The following is a 15796-nucleotide window of genomic DNA, read 5'->3' on the forward strand; positions in this document are numbered from 1 at the left end:
TTTTCCTGTCGATTCGCTGGGGCGATTACTTGCGGATCGGCTTACGCGGACCTTTACGGGTACGCGCGTTAGTCTTGGTACGCTGACCGCGCACTGGAAGACCACGACGATGACGCAGACCGCGATAGCAACCGAGGTCCATCAAACGCTTGATTTTCATGTTGACTTCACGACGCAGGTCACCTTCAGTGGTGAACTTCGCCACTTCGCCACGCAGCTGTTCAATCTGCTCGTCGCTCAGATCCTTGATCTTTGCGGCTGGGTTTACCCCAGCGTCTGCGCAAATTTTCTGCGCAGTAGTGCGACCGACACCAAAGATGTAGGTCAGCGAGATAACAGTGTGCTTGTTATCTGGAATGTTAACGCCTGCAATACGGGCCATTCAGTGGGACTCCAATTGACAGCTACCTACGCCCCGGAAGCCAAGAAATAGGGCGCGAGATAATATCGCTGTAATAACAAATAATCAACCCGGCAGCGCACTAGCTGCCGAGCTTCAAGCGGATCACACTCAGCCTTGGCGCTGTTTGTGACGCGGTTCCGCGCTGCAAATTACTCGAACAACACCTTCGCGGCGAATAATTTTGCAGTTACGGCACAGCTTTTTCACCGATGCACGAACTTTCATCACCAACTCCTCGAACCTTATGGGTACTCAGCGCAACATGCCGCTGCCGTAACCCTTCAGGTTGGCTTTCTTCATCAGGGATTCGTACTGGTGCGAAACGAGGTGCGATTGTACTTGGGACATGAAGTCCATCACAACCACGACCACGATCAGCAACGAGGTCCCGCCAAGGTAGAACGGAACGTTTGCTGCAACCACCAGGAACTGGGGAAGCAGGCACACGGCCGTCATATATAGAGCACCGAACAGAGTCAAGCGAGTCAAAACGCCATCAATATAGCGTGCCGACTGCTCACCTGGACGGATACCCGGAATAAAGGCACCGGACTTCTTCAGGTTTTCCGCTACGTCTTTCGGATTGAACATCAACGCCGTATAGAAGAAGCAGAAGAAAATAATCCCTGCACTAAACAGCAGAATATTCAACGGCTGACCAGGAGCGATCGACTGCGAGAGGTCCTGCAACCAGCCTAGACCATCAGACTGACCGAACCAGGCACCCAACGAAGCCGGGAACAGCAAAATGCTGCTTGCGAAAATAGCCGGAATAACACCAGCCATGTTCACTTTCAGCGGCAAGTGGCTAGTCTGCGCAGCAAAAACCTTACGGCCCTGCTGACGCTTGGCGTAGTGAACAGCAATACGACGCTGACCACGCTCAATGAACACCACAAAACCGATAATCGCTACTGCCAGCAAACCGATGGCAATCAGAGCGAGGATATTGATATCACCCTGACGTGCAGACTCGAAAGACTGCCCGATTGCCCTCGGAAGACCGGCGACGATACCTGCGAAAATCAACATCGAGATACCGTTGCCAACTCCGCGCTCAGTAATCTGCTCACCCAGCCACATCATGAACATCGCGCCAGCCACAAACGTGGATACCGCAACGAAATGGAAGCCAAAGTCACCAGTGAACGCTACGCCCTGCCCTGCCAGGCCAATGGACATACCAATGGCCTGGACAAGAGCAAGAGCGACAGTGAGGTAGCGGGTGTACTGGCTAATCTTGCGACGACCAGCTTCACCTTCCTTCTTCAACTGCTCCAGCTGCGGGCTCACGGCGGTCATCAGCTGCATGATGATCGATGCCGAGATATACGGCATGATCCCCAGTGCAAAGATGCTCATCCGCTCCAGCGCGCCGCCGGAAAACATGTTGAACAAGCTAAGAATGGTCCCCTCATTCTGTCGAAACAGGTCTGCGAGTCGGTCCGGGTTGATACCTGGAACCGGGATGTGTGCGCCTATTCGGTAGACGATAATCGCCAGGAACAGAAAACGCAGACGAGCCCAAAGTTCAGACATACCGCCTTTGCCGAGCGCTGAGAGAGCACCTTGCTTAGCCATTTATTCCTCGAACTTGCCGCCAGCTGCTTCGATAGCCGAACGCGCACCTTTGGTGGCGCCGATTCCCTTGCCGATAGTGACAGCGCGAGTCACTTCACCGGACAGCATGATTTTCACACGCTGTACGTTGACGTTGATCACGTTGGCATCTTTCAGGGTCTGCACGGTAACGATGTCGCCTTCCACTTTAGCCAGCTCGGACAAACGCACTTCTGCGCGATCCATGGCCTTCAGGGAAACGAAACCGAACTTCGGCAGACGACGATGCAGCGGCTGTTGACCGCCTTCAAAGCCTGGAGCGATGGTGCCACCGGAGCGGGAAGACTGACCTTTGTGGCCACGGCCACCGGTCTTGCCCAAACCACTACCGATACCACGGCCCGGACGATGCTTTTCGCGACGGGAACCCGGCGCTGGACTCAGATCATTGAGTTTCATCGATTAACCCTCGACACGCAGCATGTAGTAAGCCTTGTTGATCATCCCGCGATTCTCGGGAGTATCAACTACTTCTACAGTGTGACCGATGCGACGCAGACCCAAGCCCTTAACGCACAATTTGTGGTTAGGGATGCGGCCGGTCATGCTTTTGATCAGCGTTACTTTAACGGTAGCCATGATCAGAAGATCTCCTTGACGCTTTTGCCACGCTTGGCGGCAATGGATTCAGGAGACTGCATAGCCTTCAAACCTTTAAAAGTGGCGTGAACCACGTTTACCGGGTTAGTCGAGCCGTAGCACTTGGCCAGAACGTTCTGAACGCCAGCAACTTCGAGGACAGCACGCATAGCGCCGCCAGCGATGATACCGGTACCTTCAGAAGCAGGCTGCATGTACACCTTCGAAGCGCCATGGGCGGACTTCATTGCGTACTGCAGAGTGGTACCGTTCAGATCAACTTGGATCATGTTGCGACGAGCAGCTTCCATTGCCTTCTGGATCGCGGCAGGCACTTCACGTGACTTACCACGGCCGAAGCCAACACGCCCTTTACCATCACCCACCACGGTCAACGCGGTGAAAGTGAAGATACGGCCGCCTTTAACGGTTTTGGCTACGCGGTTAACTTGAACCAGCTTCTCAATGTAGCCTTCGTCGCGCTTTTGGTCGTTATTTGACATAACTTAGAACTCCAGCCCAGCTTCACGAGCAGCATCAGCCAGCGCCTTGACGCGACCGTGGTACTTGAAGCCAGAGCGGTCGAAAGCCACCTGCGAGACGCCAGCGGCTTTAGCACGCGTAGCGACCAGCTGGCCAACCTTAGTGGCCGCGTCGATGTTGCCAGTGGCAGCATCACGCAGTTCTTTATCCAAAGTCGAGGCGCTTGCCAGGACTTTGTTGCCGTCGGCCGAGATGACCTGGGCGTAGATGTGCTGCGACGAGCGGAACACGCAGAGACGCACGACTTCGAGTTCGTGCATTTTCAGGCGTGCTTTGCGAGCGCGACGCAGTCGAGTAACTTTTTTGTCGGTCATTTGCTATGCCCTACTTCTTCTTGGCTTCTTTACGACGGACGACTTCGTCCGCGTAGCGCACACCTTTGCCTTTGTACGGCTCTGGTGGACGGAAGTCGCGGATCTCAGCAGCCACCTGACCTACCAGTTGCTTATCGATACCCTTGATCAGGATATCGGTCTGGCTTGGGGTCTCAGCGGTGATGCCTTCCGGCAGTTCGTAATCCACTGGGTGCGAGAAGCCAAGGGCCAGGTTCAGCACCGTGCCTTTTGCTTGCGCTTTGTAACCAACACCGACCAGCTGGAGCTTACGCTCGAAGCCTTGGCTTACGCCCTGGACCATGTTGTTTACCAACGCACGAGTGGTACCGGCCATTGCGCGAGTTTGTTGATCGCCATTGCGAGCAGCGAAACGCAGCTCACCAGCTTCTTCAACGATCTCAACGGACGAATGGATGTTCAGTTCCAGAGTGCCCTTGGCACCCTTCACCGAAAGCTGTTGGCCTGCGAATTTGACTTCGACACCGGCTGGCAGCTTAACGGGGTTCTTAGCGACGCGTGACATGCTTATCCCCCCTTAGAACACTGTGCAAAGAACTTCGCCGCCGACACCGGCAGCGCGCGCAGCACGATCCGTCATCACACCTTTGTTGGTGGAGACGATAGACACACCGAGACCGCCACGAACTTTCGGCAGATCTTCGACGGACTTGTACTGACGCAGGCCTGGACGGCTAACGCGCTTCACTTCCTCGATGACCGGACGGCCTTCGAAGTACTTCAGCTCGATGGACAGCAGAGGTTTGATTTCGCTGCTGATCTGATAACCCGCAATGTAGCCTTCGTCTTTCAGGACTTTGGCAACAGCTACCTTCAACGTGGAAGATGGCATGCTTACGACGGACTTTTCAGCCATCTGGGCATTACGGATACGAGTTAGCATGTCCGCTAACGGGTCCTGCATACTCATGGGCTAGACGCTCCTAATACAAAAAAATTAGCCTTGCGGCTACTACGTGTCGCCGAGAATCTCCGAGGATAGAAAACACGGGCTCAGGCGAGCCGCGTATTTTAGACACACTGCAGAAATGAAACAAGCCCCAAAAGGGGCTTGTTCCAGATTCTAGGCCACCGGTGGTCAGTATCTTGCGATCCTGGCCACCTGGACTTCGAAAGTACTTACCAGCTGGCTTTAACCAGACCCGGTACGTCACCACGCATTGCCGCTTCACGCAACTTGTTACGGCCGAGGCCGAACTTGCGGTAAACGCCGTGTGGACGACCGGTCAGGCGGCAGCGGTTACGCATGCGCGAAGCGCTTGCATCACGTGGCTGCTTCTGCAGGGCAACTGTAGCTTCCCAACGTGCTTCTGGACTTGCGTTCAGATCAACGATGATAGCTTTCAGTGCTGCACGCTTCTTGGCGTACTTGGCAACCGTGAGCTGACGTTTCAGCTCGCGGTTTTTCATGCTCATCTTGGCCATGGTCCTACTCCAATCAGTTGCGGAACGGGAATTTGAACGCACGCAGCAGAGCGCGGCCTTCATCATCGTTCTTGGCAGTGGTGGTCAGGGTGATGTCCAGACCGCGGAGAGCATCGATCTTGTCGTAGTCGATTTCCGGGAAGATGATCTGCTCTTTCACGCCCATGCTGTAGTTACCACGACCATCGAAGGACTTGGCATTCAGGCCGCGGAAGTCGCGAACCCGAGGCAGGGAGATCGACAGCAGACGATCCAGGAATTCGTACATACGCTCACGGCGCAGAGTCACTTTGACGCCGATCGGCCAACCTTCACGGACTTTAAAGCCAGCGATGGATTTCCGAGCGTAAGTCACAACGACTTTTTGACCGGTGATCTTTTCCAGGTCAGCAACAGCGTGCTCGATGACTTTTTTGTCGCCGATCGCTTCGCCCAGACCCATGTTCAGGGTGATTTTGGTAACGCGCGGAACTTCCATCACGTTCGAAAGCTTAAGTTCTTCCTTAAGTTTCGGTGCGATTTCCTTCCGGTAAATCTCTTTTAGTCGTGCCATGGTCTTCTACCTAGCAGTGTTCAAGCATCAACCGCTTTTTGGGTCGACTTGAAGACACGAATTTTCTTACCGTCTTCTACTTTGAAACCAACGCGGTCAGCCTTGTTGGTTTCGCCGTTGAAGATGGCGACGTTAGAAGCGTGCAGTGGCGCTTCTTTCTCGACGATACCGCCTTGTACGCCCGACATCGGGTTAGGCTTGGTATGACGCTTGACCAGGTTCAGACCACCAACAACCAGACGGTCGTCAGCGAGAACCTTCAGCACCTTACCGCGCTTACCTTTGTCTTTGCCGGCGATCACGATGATCTCGTCGTCACGACGAATCTTTTGCATGTCGGATCTCCTTACAGCACTTCTGGGGCGAGCGAGACGATCTTCATGAACTTCTCATTACGAAGTTCACGGGTCACTGGCCCAAAGATACGGGTGCCGATCGGCTCTTGCTTGTTGTTCAGAAGAACAGCAGCGTTGCCATCAAAGCGGATAATAGAACCATCTGCACGGCGAACGCCGTGACGAGTGCGGACTACAACAGCAGTCATCACTTGGCCTTTTTTCACCTTACCGCGAGGAATTGCTTCCTTCACGGTAACTTTGATGATGTCACCGATACCAGCGTAACGACGATGGGAGCCACCCAGCACCTTGATGCACATAACGCGGCGTGCACCGCTGTTATCGGCCACATCGAGCATGGATTGAGTCTGAATCATATAATTTCTCCGACCCCTAGTCCTTAGACTTCCACAGCGCGTTCGAGAACATCAACCAGTGCCCAAGACTTAGTCTTGGCCAGGGGACGAGTTTCACGAATAGTGACTTTGTCGCCGATGTGGCACTGATTGGTTTCGTCGTGCGCGTGCAGCTTAGTCGAACGCTTAACATATTTACCGTAGATCGGGTGCTTAACGCGGCGCTCGATCAGAACGGTGATGGTTTTGTCCATCTTGTCGCTGACAACACGGCCAGTCAGCGTACGGACAGTTTTTTCGGCTTCAGCCATGATCACTTACCTGCCTGCTGGTTGAGCACAGTTTTCACGCGAGCGATGTCACGCTTAACTTGCGAGAGCAGATGAGACTGCCCCAACTGGCCAGTTGCTTTCTGCATACGCAGATTGAACTGGTCGCGCAGCAGGCCGAGCAGTTGCTCGTTCAGCTGCTGTGCGGATTTTTCACGAAGTTCATTCGCTTTCATCACATCACCGTCCGTTTAACAAAGGAGGTGGCGAGCGGCAGCTTTGCAGCAGCCAGGGCGAAAGCCTCACGCGCCAGCTCTTCAGAAACACCCTCGATTTCATACAGGACTTTGCCTGGCTGAATCTGGGCAACCCAGTACTCCACGTTACCCTTACCTTTACCCATCCGAACTTCGAGTGGCTTCTTGGTTACAGGCTTGTCCGGGAATACACGGATCCAGATCTTGCCGCCACGTTTAACGTGACGGGTCAGTGCACGACGCGCTGACTCGATCTGACGAGCGGTGAGACGACCACGAGCTACAGACTTCAGCGCGAACTCGCCGAAGCTGACTTTGCTACCGCGCTGAGCCAGACCACGGTTGTGGCCTGTCATCTGCTTGCGGAACTTCGTACGCTTTGGTTGCAACATTTGGCGTACCCCTTACTTAGCAGCTTTTTTACGAGGCGCTGGTGCTTGTGGCTTCAGTTCTTCTTGGCGACCACCAATTACTTCGCCTTTGAAGATCCAAACCTTTACACCGATCACACCGTAAGTGGTGTGAGCTTCGTAGTTGGCATAGTCGATGTCGGCACGCAGGGTGTGCAATGGCACACGACCTTCGCGATACCATTCAGTACGTGCGATTTCAGCACCGCCGAGACGACCGCTCACTTGGATTTTGATGCCTTTGGCACCAATGCGCATGGCGTTCTGTACTGCGCGCTTCATAGCGCGACGGAACATTACGCGACGCTCCAGCTGCTGAGCTACGCTCTGCGCAACCAGCATACCGTCGAGCTCCGGCTTACGGATCTCTTCGATATTGATGTGCACAGGCACACCCATTTGCTTGGTCAGGTCCTGACGCAGTTTCTCAACATCTTCACCTTTCTTCCCGATAACGATACCTGGACGAGCGGTGTGGATGGTGATACGTGCAGTTTGGGCCGGACGATGGATATCGATACGGCTTACGGACGCGCTTTTTAGTTTGTCTTGGAGATACTCGCGCACCTTCAGATCAGCGAACAAATAGTCCGCATAAGTCCGACCGTCTGCGTACCAGACGGAGGTGTGCTCCTTGACGATTCCCAGGCGAATGCCAATGGGATGTACTTTCTGACCCATCTCTTCGACTCCGTTACTTGTCAGCAACCTTGACAGTGATATGGCAAGACCGCTTGACGATGCGATCAGCACGGCCTTTGGCACGCGGCATGATACGCTTCAGCGAACGCCCTTCGTTGACGAAAACAGTGCTGACCTTCAGGTCATCAACGTCTGCGCCTTCGTTATGCTCGGCGTTGGCTACGGCCGACTCCAGCACTTTCTTCATGATCTCGGCGGCTTTCTTACTGCTGAAAGCCAACAGGTTGAGCGCTTCGCCCACCTTCTTCCCGCGGATCTGGTCGGCGACCAAGCGGGCTTTCTGGGCGGAGATTCGAGCGCCCGACAACTTAGCGGCTACTTCCATTTCCTAACCCCTTAACGCTTGGCTTTCTTGTCTGCCACGTGCCCACGATAAGTGCGGGTACCGGCAAACTCGCCTAGTTTGTGGCCGACCATGTCTTCGTTAACGAGAACCGGGACGTGTTGGCGACCGTTGTGTACAGCGATGGTCAAACCGACCATTTGTGGCAGGATCATCGAACGACGCGACCAGGTTTTAACTGGTTTGCGATCATTCTTTTCCGCCGCCACTTCGATCTTCTTCAGTAGGTGAAGATCAATAAAAGGACCTTTTTTCAGAGAACGTGGCACTGTCGTATCCCTCTATTTACTTGCGACGACGGACGATCATTTTGTCGGTACGCTTATTACCACGAGTCTTCGCGCCCTTAGTCGGGAAGCCCCATGGCGATACCGGATGACGACCACCAGAGGTACGACCTTCACCACCACCGTGTGGGTGGTCAACCGGGTTCATGGCAACACCACGAACGGTTGGGCGAACGCCACGCCAGCGTTTGGCACCAGCTTTACCCAGCGAACGCAGGCTGTGCTCGGAGTTCGAGACTTCGCCCAAGGTCGCACGGCATTCAGCCAATACTTTACGCATCTCACCAGAGCGCAGACGCAGGGTCACGTAGACACCATCACGAGCGATCAACTGAGCCGAAGCACCAGCGGAACGAGCGATTTGCGCGCCTTTACCCGGCTTCAACTCGATGCCGTGTACGGTGCTACCAACTGGAATGTTACGCAGCTGCAGAGCGTTGCCCGGCTTGATCGGCGCCAAAGCACCTGCGATCAGCTGGTCACCAGCACTCACGCCTTTAGGGGCGATAATGTAGCGACGCTCGCCATCTGCGTACAGCAGCAAAGCGATGTGAGCAGTACGGTTTGGATCGTATTCGATACGCTCGACAGTGGCAGCGATGCCATCTTTGTCGTTACGACGGAAGTCGACCAGACGATAATGCTGCTTATGGCCACCACCGATGTGACGAGTGGTAATACGACCATTGTTGTTACGACCACCAGTCTTCGATTTCTTCTCGAGCAGCGGTGCGTGAGGAGCGCCTTTATGCAGCTCCTGGTTGACCACCTTGACCACAAAACGGCGGCCAGGGGAAGTCGGTTTGCATTTAACGATTGCCATGATGCACCCCTTCCTTACTCAGCACTGCTGCTGAAATCGAGATCTTGGCCTGGCTGAAGGGAGATAACCGCCTTCTTCCAGTCATTACGCTTGCCCAGACCGCGAGCAGTGCGCTTGCTCTTACCCAGAACATTCAGGGTAGTAACACGCTCTACTTTCACGCTGAACAGGCTTTCGACGGCCTTCTTGATTTCCAGCTTGGTTGCGTCAGTTGCAACCTTGAAAACGAACTGGCCTTTCTTGTCAGCCAAAACCGTAGCCTTTTCGGAAACGTGCGGGCCAAGCAGAACTTTAAATACGCGTTCCTGGTTCATCCCAGCAGCTCCTCGAATTTCTTCACGGCCGACACGGTGATCAACACCTTGTCGTATGCGATCAGACTAACTGGATCGGAACCTTGCACGTCACGTACATCAACGTGTGGCAGGTTGCGAGCAGCCAGGTACAGGTTCTGATCAACAGCTTCAGACACGATCAGGACGTCAGTCAGGCCCATGCCATTCAGCTTGTTCAGCAGATCTTTGGTTTTCGGTGCTTCAACAGCGAAGTCCTGAACCACGACCAGACGATCAGTACGCACCAGTTCAGCAAGGATGGAGCGCAGTGCTGCGCGATACATCTTCTTGTTGAGCTTCTGAGTGTGATCCTGTGGACGAGCTGCGAAAGTGGTACCGCCGCCACGCCAGATTGGGCTACGGATAGTACCGGCACGAGCACGGCCAGTACCTTTCTGACGCCAAGGGCGCTTACCGCCACCACGAACGTCGGAACGGGTCTTTTGCTGCTTGCTACCTTGACGGCCGCCGGCCATGTAGGCCACGACTGCTTGGTGAACCAGCGTCTCGTTGAATTCGCCGCCAAATGTCAGTTCGGAAACTTCGATCGCTTGAGCGTCATTTACATTTAATTGCATGTCAGCTTCCCCTTAACCGCGAGCCTTGGCCGCTGGACGTACAACCAGGTTGCCGCCAGTAGCGCCAGGAACAGCACCCTTGACCAACAACAGATTGCGTTCAGCGTCGACGCGCACTACTTCGAGGGACTGCACGGTCACGCGCTCAGCGCCCATATGACCGGACATTTTTTTGCCCTTGAATACACGACCAGGAGTCTGGCACTGGCCAATAGAGCCCGGGACGCGGTGGGAAACGGAGTTACCGTGAGTGTTGTCTTGACCACGGAAATTCCAACGCTTGATCGTACCCTGGAAGCCTTTACCCTTGGACTGACCGGTTACATCAACCAGTTGACCAGCGGCGAAGATTTCAGCGTTGATCAGATCGCCGGCCTGGTACTCGCCTTCTTCAAGGCGGAATTCCATTACGGTACGACCAGCTGCAACGTTTGCTTTAGCGAAGTGACCTGCTTGAGCAGCAGTCACGCGCGAAGCACGACGCTCGCCGACAGTGACTTGCACTGCACGATAGCCATCGGTCTCTTCAGTTTTAAACTGGGTGACGCGATTCGGTTCGATCTCAATGACCGTGACCGGAATGGAGACACCTTCTTCGGTGAAAATACGGGTCATACCGCATTTACGACCGACTACACCAATAGTCATGTTGTAAACCTCATGAGTGTACGGGGCTTTCACCCGCTATGGCCGCCCATTTCAGAGCGTTACACGACTAAGACCCAAGTCTTAGCCGAGGCTGATCTGCACTTCCACACCGGCCGCCAGATCAAGCTTCATAAGTGCATCAACGGTTTTATCCGTTGGCTGGACGATGTCCAGTACGCGCTTATGAGTACGGATCTCGTACTGGTCACGCGCGTCTTTGTTGACGTGCGGGGAGACCAGAACGGTGAACCGCTCTTTACGGGTAGGCAGTGGAATTGGACCACGCACTTGAGCACCAGTACGTTTCGCGGTTTCCACGATTTCCTGGGTGGATTGGTCGATCAGGCGATGGTCAAAAGCCTTCAACCTGATACGGATTTGCTGATTTTGCATTGGATTTCAGACTCCGGCTGCTATTCCCACCGGACGCAATGCGCCCGTTAAAAGGAGGCGCAATTCTATAGACGCCCAAGATAGGTGTCAACCCAATAAAAAAGCCCCCGCTAGGCGGGGGCTTTTTCAAGTCATCGCTTATTAAGCGATGATTTTGGCTACGACGCCAGCGCCGACGGTACGACCGCCTTCACGGATAGCGAAACGCAGACCATCTTCCATTGCGATGGTTTTGATCAGGGTGACAACCATTTTGATGTTGTCGCCCGGCATTACCATTTCAACGCCTTCCGGCAGTTCGCAGTTACCGGTCACGTCAGTGGTCCGGAAGTAGAACTGTGGACGGTAGCCTTTGAAGAACGGAGTATGACGACCGCCTTCTTCTTTGCTCAACACGTACACTTCGGCTTCGAAGGTAGTGTGCGGCTTGACCGAACCTGGCTTGACCAGAACCTGGCCACGCTCAACGTCGTCACGCTTGGTACCGCGCAGCAGAACGCCGCAGTTCTCGCCTGCACGACCTTCGTCCAGCAGTTTACGGAACATTTCAACACCGGTGCAGGTGGTGACGGTAGTGTCACGCAGACCAACGATTTCCAGTGGATCTTGAACCTTAACGATACCGCGCTCGATACGGCCAGTCACAACAGTACCGCGACCGGAGATCGAGAATACGTCTTCGATTGGCATCAGGAACGGCTTGTCGATAACACGAACTGGATCTGGGATGTAGCTGTCCAGAGTCTCAACCAGTTTACGAACGGACGTGGTGCCCATTTCGTTATCGTCTTTACCTTCCAGAGCCATACGAGCAGAACCGATGATGATCGGAGTGTCGTCGCCCGGGAAGTCGTAAGTACTCAGCAGATCGCGCACTTCCATCTCAACCAGTTCCAGCAGCTCAGCGTCGTCTACCAGGTCAGCCTTGTTCAGGTAAACCACGATGTACGGAACGCCAACCTGACGGGACAGCAGGATGTGCTCACGGGTTTGTGGCATCGGACCATCAGCGGCCGAACAAACCAGGATCGCGCCGTCCATCTGGGCAGCACCAGTGATCATGTTCTTCACATAGTCAGCGTGACCTGGGCAGTCAACGTGAGCGTAGTGACGAATGTGCGAGTTGTATTCAACGTGCGCAGTGTTGATGGTGATACCACGAGCTTTTTCTTCTGGCGCGCTGTCGATCTTGTCGAAGTCAACGATAGCCGAACCGAAAATTTCGGAGCAAACACGAGTCAGAGCAGCAGTCAGCGTAGTTTTACCATGGTCAACGTGACCGATGGTGCCAACGTTGACGTGCGGTAGGGAACGATCAAATTTTTCTTTAGCCACGACAATTAACTCCTTGCCTAAAGGACTGAATCAGCCTTGTTTTTTAGTAACAGCTTCGGCGACGTGCGACGGAGCGGTATCGTATTTTTTGAATTCCATAGAGTAGCTTGCGCGACCCTGGGACATGGAACGAACGTCGGTCGCATAACCGAACATCTCACCCAGCGGAACTTCGGCACGAATTACTTTGCCGGAGACCGTGTCTTCCATACCCTGGATCATGCCGCGACGACGGTTAAGGTCGCCCATCACATCACCCATATAGTCTTCAGGCGTAACAACTTCTACCGCCATGATCGGCTCAAGCAACTCACCACCGCCCTTCTGGGCCAGTTGCTTGGTAGCCATGGAAGCAGCCACCTTAAACGCCATCTCGTTGGAGTCGACGTCGTGGTAAGAACCATCAAAAACGGTTGCCTTCAGGCCGATCAGCGGATAGCCGGCAACAACACCGTTCTTCATCTGCTCTTCGATACCCTTCTGGATAGCCGGGATGTATTCCTTAGGAACCACACCACCCACTACTTCGTTCACGAACTGCAGACCTTCCTGACCTTCGTCAGCAGGAGCAAAACGAATCCAGCAATGGCCGAACTGGCCACGACCGCCGGATTGGCGAACGAACTTGCCTTCGATTTCACAGCTCTTCGTGATGCGCTCACGATAGGAAACCTGAGGCTTACCGATGTTGGCTTCGACGTTGAACTCACGGCGCATCCGGTCAACCAGGATGTCCAGGTGCAACTCGCCCATGCCAGAGATGATCGTTTGACCAGTCTCTTCATCAGTTTTGACGCGGAAAGATGGATCTTCCTGAGCAAGCTTACCCAGAGCGATACCCATTTTTTCCTGGTCATCCTTGGTCTTAGGCTCAACGGCAACCGAAATAACCGGCTCCGGGAAGTCCATGCGAACCAGGATGATTGGCTTGTCAGCGTTGCACAAGGTTTCACCAGTGGTGACATCCTTCATGCCAATCAAGGCCGCGATGTCACCAGCGCGTACTTCCTTGATCTCTTCACGGGCGTTTGCGTGCATTTGCACCATACGACCCACGCGCTCTTTCTTGCCCTTAACCGAGTTGATTACGCCGTCGCCGGAGTTCAACACGCCCGAGTAAACACGGACGAAGGTCAAGGTACCCACGAATGGGTCGGTAGCGATCTTGAACGCCAGAGCCGAAAACGGCTCGTTGTCGTCCGCATGACGCTCCAGCTCGATAGTCTCGTCATCCGGGTCAGTACCCTTGATGGCAGGAATATCAACTGGTGCCGGCAGGTAGTCGATCACAGCATCGAGAACCAGGGGAACGCCCTTGTTCTTGAACGAGGAACCGCAAACAGCCAAGACGATCTCACCAGCGATAGTACGCTGACGCAGAGCGGCCTTGATTTCCACGTTGGTGAGTTCTTCACCTTCGAGGTACTTGTTCATCAGCTCTTCGTTGGCTTCGGCCGCAGCTTCAACCATGTTGTTGCGCCACTCGTCAGCCAGCTCCTGCAGTTCAGCAGGGATAGGCTTGCGAACAGGAATCATGCCTTTGTCAGCATCGTTCCAGTAAACAGCTTCCATGGCCAGCAGATCGATCTGCCCCTGGAAATTGTCTTCGGAACCGATAGCCAACTGGATTGGCACTGGAGTGTGACCCAGACGCTTCTTGATCTGCTCGATCACACGTAGGAAGTTCGCACCAGCACGGTCCATCTTGTTTACATAAACAAGACGCGGAACGCCGTATTTGTTGGCCTGACGCCATACGGTTTCCGACTGAGGCTCAACGCCCGAAGTGCCGCAGAACACAACAACAGCGCCGTCGAGTACGCGCAGGGAACGCTCAACTTCAATGGTGAAGTCTACGTGGCCCGGGGTATCGATGACGTTGAAGCGGTGCTCGTCCTTGTACTGCTTCTCGGAACCTTTCCAGAAGGCGGTAATAGCAGCAGAAGTAATGGTAATACCACGCTCCTGCTCCTGCACCATCCAGTCTGTGGTCGCGGCGCCGTCATGCACCTCGCCCATCTTGTGGCTTTTGCCGGTGTAAAAAAGGACGCGCTCGGTGGTGGTGGTTTTACCAGCATCCACGTGAGCGACGATACCGATGTTACGGTAGCGACTAATCGGAGTAGTACGAGCCATAAAGCCCTCGCAAAATTAGTGAAGCTGAAATTAGAAGCGGTAGTGCGAGAAAGCTTTGTTAGCTTCGGCCATACGGTGCACGTCTTCACGCTTCTTAACAGCAGCACCCTTACCTTCAGCAGCGTCCAACAGCTCGCCGGCCAAACGCAGGGCCATAGACTTCTCGCCGCGCTTACGGGCGAAGTCTACCAACCAGCGCATTGCCAGGGCGTTACGACGGGACGGGCGAACTTCAACCGGAACCTGGTAAGTAGCACCGCCTACACGGCGCGACTTCACTTCGACCAGCGGAGCGATGGCGTCGAGAGCTTTCTCGAAGATTTCCAGGGGGTCGCTGTTCTTGCGTTCTTTAACCTTTTCCAGCGCGCCATAAACGATACGCTCGGCAACGGCTTTCTTGCCGCTTTCCATCACGTGGTTCATGAACTTGGCCAGAATTTGGCTTCCGTATTTTGGATCGTCAAGCACTTCGCGCTTGGCTGCTACGCGTCTTCTTGGCATGGATAAGCCCTCAAACGGTCTTCAGGTTCGTTCGGAATCGGTGCCCTTGCGGGACGCCTCCGACCTTACTCTTATCGACTCAGAAAATAAGATGATTCAGTTTTACAAAAAGCCGCTACTACTTAGGCTTCTTGGTACCGTACTTCGAACGACCCTGGTTACGACCTTTAACGCCGGAAGTATCCAAGGAGCCGCGTACGGTGTGGTAACGAACACCTGGCAAGTCTTTTACACGACCGCCACGGATCAGTACCACGCTGTGCTCTTGCAGGTTGTGACCTTCACCACCGATGTACGAGGAAACCTCGAAACCGTTGGTCAGGCGCACACGGCATACTTTACGCAGTGCCGAGTTAGGTTTTTTCGGCGTAGTGGTATACACACGAGTGCATACGCCACGACGTTGCGGGCAGTTCTGCAGCGCAGGTACGTCGGATTTCTCGACGATACGCTTACGCGGCTGACGTACCAGCTGGTTGATAGTTGCCATCTACTAGCTCCACTGTTGTCTTGCGACGCTATTGTCTTGCAAGAAAAGCAAAATGGCAGGAACGAATTCCCGCCAAATTTAGGGGTACAAGAGTCTAAAGAGGATCTTGTCCCCAGTCA

General features: G+C 54.2%; 28 protein-coding genes. All 28 read right to left on the reverse strand.

Annotated elements, in window-relative coordinates; all coding sequences use genetic code 11:
* Positions 1-25 precede the first annotated feature (25 nt).
* The 28 genes from rpsM to rpsL all read right to left on the reverse strand — a co-directional run bounded on the left by rpsM (position 26) and on the right by rpsL (position 15677).
* The gene (rpsM, locus tag GIR22_RS18120; protein WP_154744668.1) at positions 26-382 is read right to left on the reverse strand and encodes a 30S ribosomal protein S13; all 357 of its coding nucleotides are present in this window, start codon (positions 380-382) and stop codon (positions 26-28) included.
* A 129-nt stretch (positions 383-511) separates the two neighbouring features.
* The gene (rpmJ, locus tag GIR22_RS18125; RefSeq protein ID WP_002555468.1) at positions 512-628 is read right to left on the reverse strand and encodes a 50S ribosomal protein L36; all 117 of its coding nucleotides are present in this window, start codon (positions 626-628) and stop codon (positions 512-514) included.
* 27 nt (positions 629-655) lie between these two features.
* Positions 656-1984, reverse strand: a complete 1329-nt coding sequence (gene secY / locus GIR22_RS18130; protein ID WP_154744669.1) for a preprotein translocase subunit SecY — start codon at positions 1982-1984, stop codon at positions 656-658.
* Complete coding sequence (rplO, locus tag GIR22_RS18135) at positions 1985-2422, reverse strand: 50S ribosomal protein L15 (RefSeq protein ID WP_003210066.1); 438 nt, start codon at positions 2420-2422, stop codon at positions 1985-1987.
* Between the two features lie 3 nt (positions 2423-2425).
* Positions 2426-2602, reverse strand: coding sequence for a 50S ribosomal protein L30 (rpmD, locus tag GIR22_RS18140; protein ID WP_028621547.1), 177 nt, complete (start codon positions 2600-2602; stop codon positions 2426-2428).
* A gap of 2 nt (positions 2603-2604) precedes the next feature.
* Positions 2605-3105: a 30S ribosomal protein S5 gene (gene rpsE, locus GIR22_RS18145; protein ID WP_003186035.1), complete on the reverse strand. Its 501-nt coding sequence runs from the start codon at positions 3103-3105 to the stop codon at positions 2605-2607.
* A gap of 3 nt (positions 3106-3108) precedes the next feature.
* Positions 3109-3459, reverse strand: a complete 351-nt coding sequence (gene rplR / locus GIR22_RS18150; RefSeq protein WP_154744670.1) for a 50S ribosomal protein L18 — start codon at positions 3457-3459, stop codon at positions 3109-3111.
* Positions 3460-3469: 10 nt separating this feature from the next.
* Entirely contained in the window at positions 3470-4003 is a 534-nt protein-coding gene (gene rplF / locus GIR22_RS18155; RefSeq protein WP_003176412.1) for a 50S ribosomal protein L6, read from the reverse strand.
* A gap of 12 nt (positions 4004-4015) precedes the next feature.
* On the reverse strand, positions 4016-4408 hold the full coding sequence (rpsH, locus tag GIR22_RS18160) for a 30S ribosomal protein S8 (RefSeq protein ID WP_017848802.1): 393 nt from the start codon (positions 4406-4408) through the stop codon (positions 4016-4018).
* 209 nt (positions 4409-4617) lie between these two features.
* Positions 4618-4923, reverse strand: coding sequence for a 30S ribosomal protein S14 (gene rpsN / locus GIR22_RS18165; RefSeq protein WP_003176414.1), 306 nt, complete (start codon positions 4921-4923; stop codon positions 4618-4620).
* A gap of 13 nt (positions 4924-4936) precedes the next feature.
* Positions 4937-5476, reverse strand: a complete 540-nt coding sequence (gene rplE, locus GIR22_RS18170; protein ID WP_003210069.1) for a 50S ribosomal protein L5 — start codon at positions 5474-5476, stop codon at positions 4937-4939.
* Between the two features lie 20 nt (positions 5477-5496).
* Positions 5497-5811 carry a 50S ribosomal protein L24 gene (rplX, locus tag GIR22_RS18175; RefSeq protein ID WP_007896770.1) on the reverse strand — a complete coding sequence of 105 codons (315 nt, stop codon included), beginning with the start codon at positions 5809-5811 and terminating at the stop codon, positions 5497-5499.
* Between the two features lie 11 nt (positions 5812-5822).
* Positions 5823-6191: a 50S ribosomal protein L14 gene (rplN, locus tag GIR22_RS18180; RefSeq protein WP_011063774.1), complete on the reverse strand. Its 369-nt coding sequence runs from the start codon at positions 6189-6191 to the stop codon at positions 5823-5825.
* Positions 6192-6214: 23 nt separating this feature from the next.
* Positions 6215-6481, reverse strand: coding sequence for a 30S ribosomal protein S17 (gene rpsQ / locus GIR22_RS18185; protein WP_003176419.1), 267 nt, complete (start codon positions 6479-6481; stop codon positions 6215-6217).
* Between the two features lie 2 nt (positions 6482-6483).
* Positions 6484-6675, reverse strand: coding sequence for a 50S ribosomal protein L29 (rpmC, locus tag GIR22_RS18190; RefSeq protein ID WP_002555481.1), 192 nt, complete (start codon positions 6673-6675; stop codon positions 6484-6486).
* Positions 6675-7088 carry a 50S ribosomal protein L16 gene (gene rplP, locus GIR22_RS18195; RefSeq protein ID WP_021209374.1) on the reverse strand — a complete coding sequence of 138 codons (414 nt, stop codon included), beginning with the start codon at positions 7086-7088 and terminating at the stop codon, positions 6675-6677. Before rplP ends, rpmC begins: the two co-directional genes overlap by 1 nt.
* Before the next feature lie 12 nt (positions 7089-7100).
* A complete protein-coding gene (gene rpsC / locus GIR22_RS18200; RefSeq protein ID WP_003176422.1) occupies positions 7101-7787 on the reverse strand; it encodes a 30S ribosomal protein S3 in 687 nt (228 codons plus the stop codon).
* Between the two features lie 13 nt (positions 7788-7800).
* Positions 7801-8133, reverse strand: a complete 333-nt coding sequence (gene rplV, locus GIR22_RS18205) for a 50S ribosomal protein L22 (RefSeq protein ID WP_003103908.1) — start codon at positions 8131-8133, stop codon at positions 7801-7803.
* 11 nt (positions 8134-8144) lie between these two features.
* Positions 8145-8420, reverse strand: coding sequence for a 30S ribosomal protein S19 (rpsS, locus tag GIR22_RS18210; protein WP_002555486.1), 276 nt, complete (start codon positions 8418-8420; stop codon positions 8145-8147).
* 16 nt (positions 8421-8436) lie between these two features.
* Positions 8437-9261: a 50S ribosomal protein L2 gene (gene rplB / locus GIR22_RS18215; protein ID WP_154744671.1), complete on the reverse strand. Its 825-nt coding sequence runs from the start codon at positions 9259-9261 to the stop codon at positions 8437-8439.
* A 14-nt stretch (positions 9262-9275) separates the two neighbouring features.
* A complete protein-coding gene (gene rplW / locus GIR22_RS18220; protein WP_002555488.1) occupies positions 9276-9575 on the reverse strand; it encodes a 50S ribosomal protein L23 in 300 nt (99 codons plus the stop codon).
* Positions 9572-10174 (reverse strand): 50S ribosomal protein L4, encoded by a 603-nt coding sequence (rplD, locus tag GIR22_RS18225; RefSeq protein ID WP_003210082.1) that lies wholly within the window; start codon positions 10172-10174, stop codon positions 9572-9574. Before rplD ends, rplW begins: the two co-directional genes overlap by 4 nt.
* A gap of 12 nt (positions 10175-10186) precedes the next feature.
* On the reverse strand, positions 10187-10822 hold the full coding sequence (gene rplC, locus GIR22_RS18230) for a 50S ribosomal protein L3 (RefSeq protein WP_003186059.1): 636 nt from the start codon (positions 10820-10822) through the stop codon (positions 10187-10189).
* 81 nt (positions 10823-10903) lie between these two features.
* On the reverse strand, positions 10904-11215 hold the full coding sequence (gene rpsJ, locus GIR22_RS18235; protein ID WP_003186070.1) for a 30S ribosomal protein S10: 312 nt from the start codon (positions 11213-11215) through the stop codon (positions 10904-10906).
* Positions 11216-11356: 141 nt separating this feature from the next.
* On the reverse strand, positions 11357-12550 hold the full coding sequence (gene tuf / locus GIR22_RS18240) for an elongation factor Tu (protein ID WP_178122344.1): 1194 nt from the start codon (positions 12548-12550) through the stop codon (positions 11357-11359).
* A 30-nt stretch (positions 12551-12580) separates the two neighbouring features.
* Positions 12581-14686, reverse strand: coding sequence for an elongation factor G (gene fusA, locus GIR22_RS18245; protein WP_154744672.1), 2106 nt, complete (start codon positions 14684-14686; stop codon positions 12581-12583).
* A 30-nt stretch (positions 14687-14716) separates the two neighbouring features.
* Positions 14717-15187: a 30S ribosomal protein S7 gene (rpsG, locus tag GIR22_RS18250; protein ID WP_002555493.1), complete on the reverse strand. Its 471-nt coding sequence runs from the start codon at positions 15185-15187 to the stop codon at positions 14717-14719.
* Positions 15188-15305: 118 nt separating this feature from the next.
* Complete coding sequence (rpsL, locus tag GIR22_RS18255; RefSeq protein WP_002555494.1) at positions 15306-15677, reverse strand: 30S ribosomal protein S12; 372 nt, start codon at positions 15675-15677, stop codon at positions 15306-15308.
* Positions 15678-15796 lie beyond the last annotated feature (119 nt).

The organism is Pseudomonas karstica (assembly GCF_009707515.1).
In the GTDB taxonomy this organism is placed as follows: Bacteria; Pseudomonadota; Gammaproteobacteria; order Pseudomonadales; family Pseudomonadaceae; genus Aquipseudomonas; species Aquipseudomonas karstica.

What these genes read in the sequence shown, in the direction of transcription:
- rpsM (WP_154744668.1), bottom strand. Translation starts at nt 382, where the DNA reads ATGGCCCGTATTGCAGGCGTTAACATTCCAGATAACAAGCACACTGTT.
- rpmJ (WP_002555468.1), bottom strand. Translation starts at nt 628, where the DNA reads ATGAAAGTTCGTGCATCGGTGAAAAAGCTGTGCCGTAACTGCAAAATT.
- secY (WP_154744669.1), bottom strand. Translation starts at nt 1,984, where the DNA reads ATGGCTAAGCAAGGTGCTCTCTCAGCGCTCGGCAAAGGCGGTATGTCT.
- rplO (WP_003210066.1), bottom strand. Translation starts at nt 2,422, where the DNA reads ATGAAACTCAATGATCTGAGTCCAGCGCCGGGTTCCCGTCGCGAAAAG.
- rpmD (WP_028621547.1), bottom strand. Translation starts at nt 2,602, where the DNA reads ATGGCTACCGTTAAAGTAACGCTGATCAAAAGCATGACCGGCCGCATC.
- rpsE (WP_003186035.1), bottom strand. Translation starts at nt 3,105, where the DNA reads ATGTCAAATAACGACCAAAAGCGCGACGAAGGCTACATTGAGAAGCTG.
- rplR (WP_154744670.1), bottom strand. Translation starts at nt 3,459, where the DNA reads ATGACCGACAAAAAAGTTACTCGACTGCGTCGCGCTCGCAAAGCACGC.
- rplF (WP_003176412.1), bottom strand. Translation starts at nt 4,003, where the DNA reads ATGTCACGCGTCGCTAAGAACCCCGTTAAGCTGCCAGCCGGTGTCGAA.
- rpsH (WP_017848802.1), bottom strand. Translation starts at nt 4,408, where the DNA reads ATGAGTATGCAGGACCCGTTAGCGGACATGCTAACTCGTATCCGTAAT.
- rpsN (WP_003176414.1), bottom strand. Translation starts at nt 4,923, where the DNA reads ATGGCCAAGATGAGCATGAAAAACCGCGAGCTGAAACGTCAGCTCACG.
- rplE (WP_003210069.1), bottom strand. Translation starts at nt 5,476, where the DNA reads ATGGCACGACTAAAAGAGATTTACCGGAAGGAAATCGCACCGAAACTT.
- rplX (WP_007896770.1), bottom strand. Translation starts at nt 5,811, where the DNA reads ATGCAAAAGATTCGTCGTGACGACGAGATCATCGTGATCGCCGGCAAA.
- rplN (WP_011063774.1), bottom strand. Translation starts at nt 6,191, where the DNA reads ATGATTCAGACTCAATCCATGCTCGATGTGGCCGATAACAGCGGTGCA.
- rpsQ (WP_003176419.1), bottom strand. Translation starts at nt 6,481, where the DNA reads ATGGCTGAAGCCGAAAAAACTGTCCGTACGCTGACTGGCCGTGTTGTC.
- rpmC (WP_002555481.1), bottom strand. Translation starts at nt 6,675, where the DNA reads ATGAAAGCGAATGAACTTCGTGAAAAATCCGCACAGCAGCTGAACGAG.
- rplP (WP_021209374.1), bottom strand. Translation starts at nt 7,088, where the DNA reads ATGTTGCAACCAAAGCGTACGAAGTTCCGCAAGCAGATGACAGGCCAC.
- rpsC (WP_003176422.1), bottom strand. Translation starts at nt 7,787, where the DNA reads ATGGGTCAGAAAGTACATCCCATTGGCATTCGCCTGGGAATCGTCAAG.
- rplV (WP_003103908.1), bottom strand. Translation starts at nt 8,133, where the DNA reads ATGGAAGTAGCCGCTAAGTTGTCGGGCGCTCGAATCTCCGCCCAGAAA.
- rplB (WP_154744671.1), bottom strand. Translation starts at nt 9,261, where the DNA reads ATGGCAATCGTTAAATGCAAACCGACTTCCCCTGGCCGCCGTTTTGTG.
- rplW (WP_002555488.1), bottom strand. Translation starts at nt 9,575, where the DNA reads ATGAACCAGGAACGCGTATTTAAAGTTCTGCTTGGCCCGCACGTTTCC.
- rplD (WP_003210082.1), bottom strand. Translation starts at nt 10,174, where the DNA reads ATGCAATTAAATGTAAATGACGCTCAAGCGATCGAAGTTTCCGAACTG.
- rplC (WP_003186059.1), bottom strand. Translation starts at nt 10,822, where the DNA reads ATGACTATTGGTGTAGTCGGTCGTAAATGCGGTATGACCCGTATTTTC.
- rpsJ (WP_003186070.1), bottom strand. Translation starts at nt 11,215, where the DNA reads ATGCAAAATCAGCAAATCCGTATCAGGTTGAAGGCTTTTGACCATCGC.
- fusA (WP_154744672.1), bottom strand. Translation starts at nt 14,686, where the DNA reads ATGGCTCGTACTACTCCGATTAGTCGCTACCGTAACATCGGTATCGTC.
- rpsG (WP_002555493.1), bottom strand. Translation starts at nt 15,187, where the DNA reads ATGCCAAGAAGACGCGTAGCAGCCAAGCGCGAAGTGCTTGACGATCCA.
- rpsL (WP_002555494.1), bottom strand. Translation starts at nt 15,677, where the DNA reads ATGGCAACTATCAACCAGCTGGTACGTCAGCCGCGTAAGCGTATCGTC.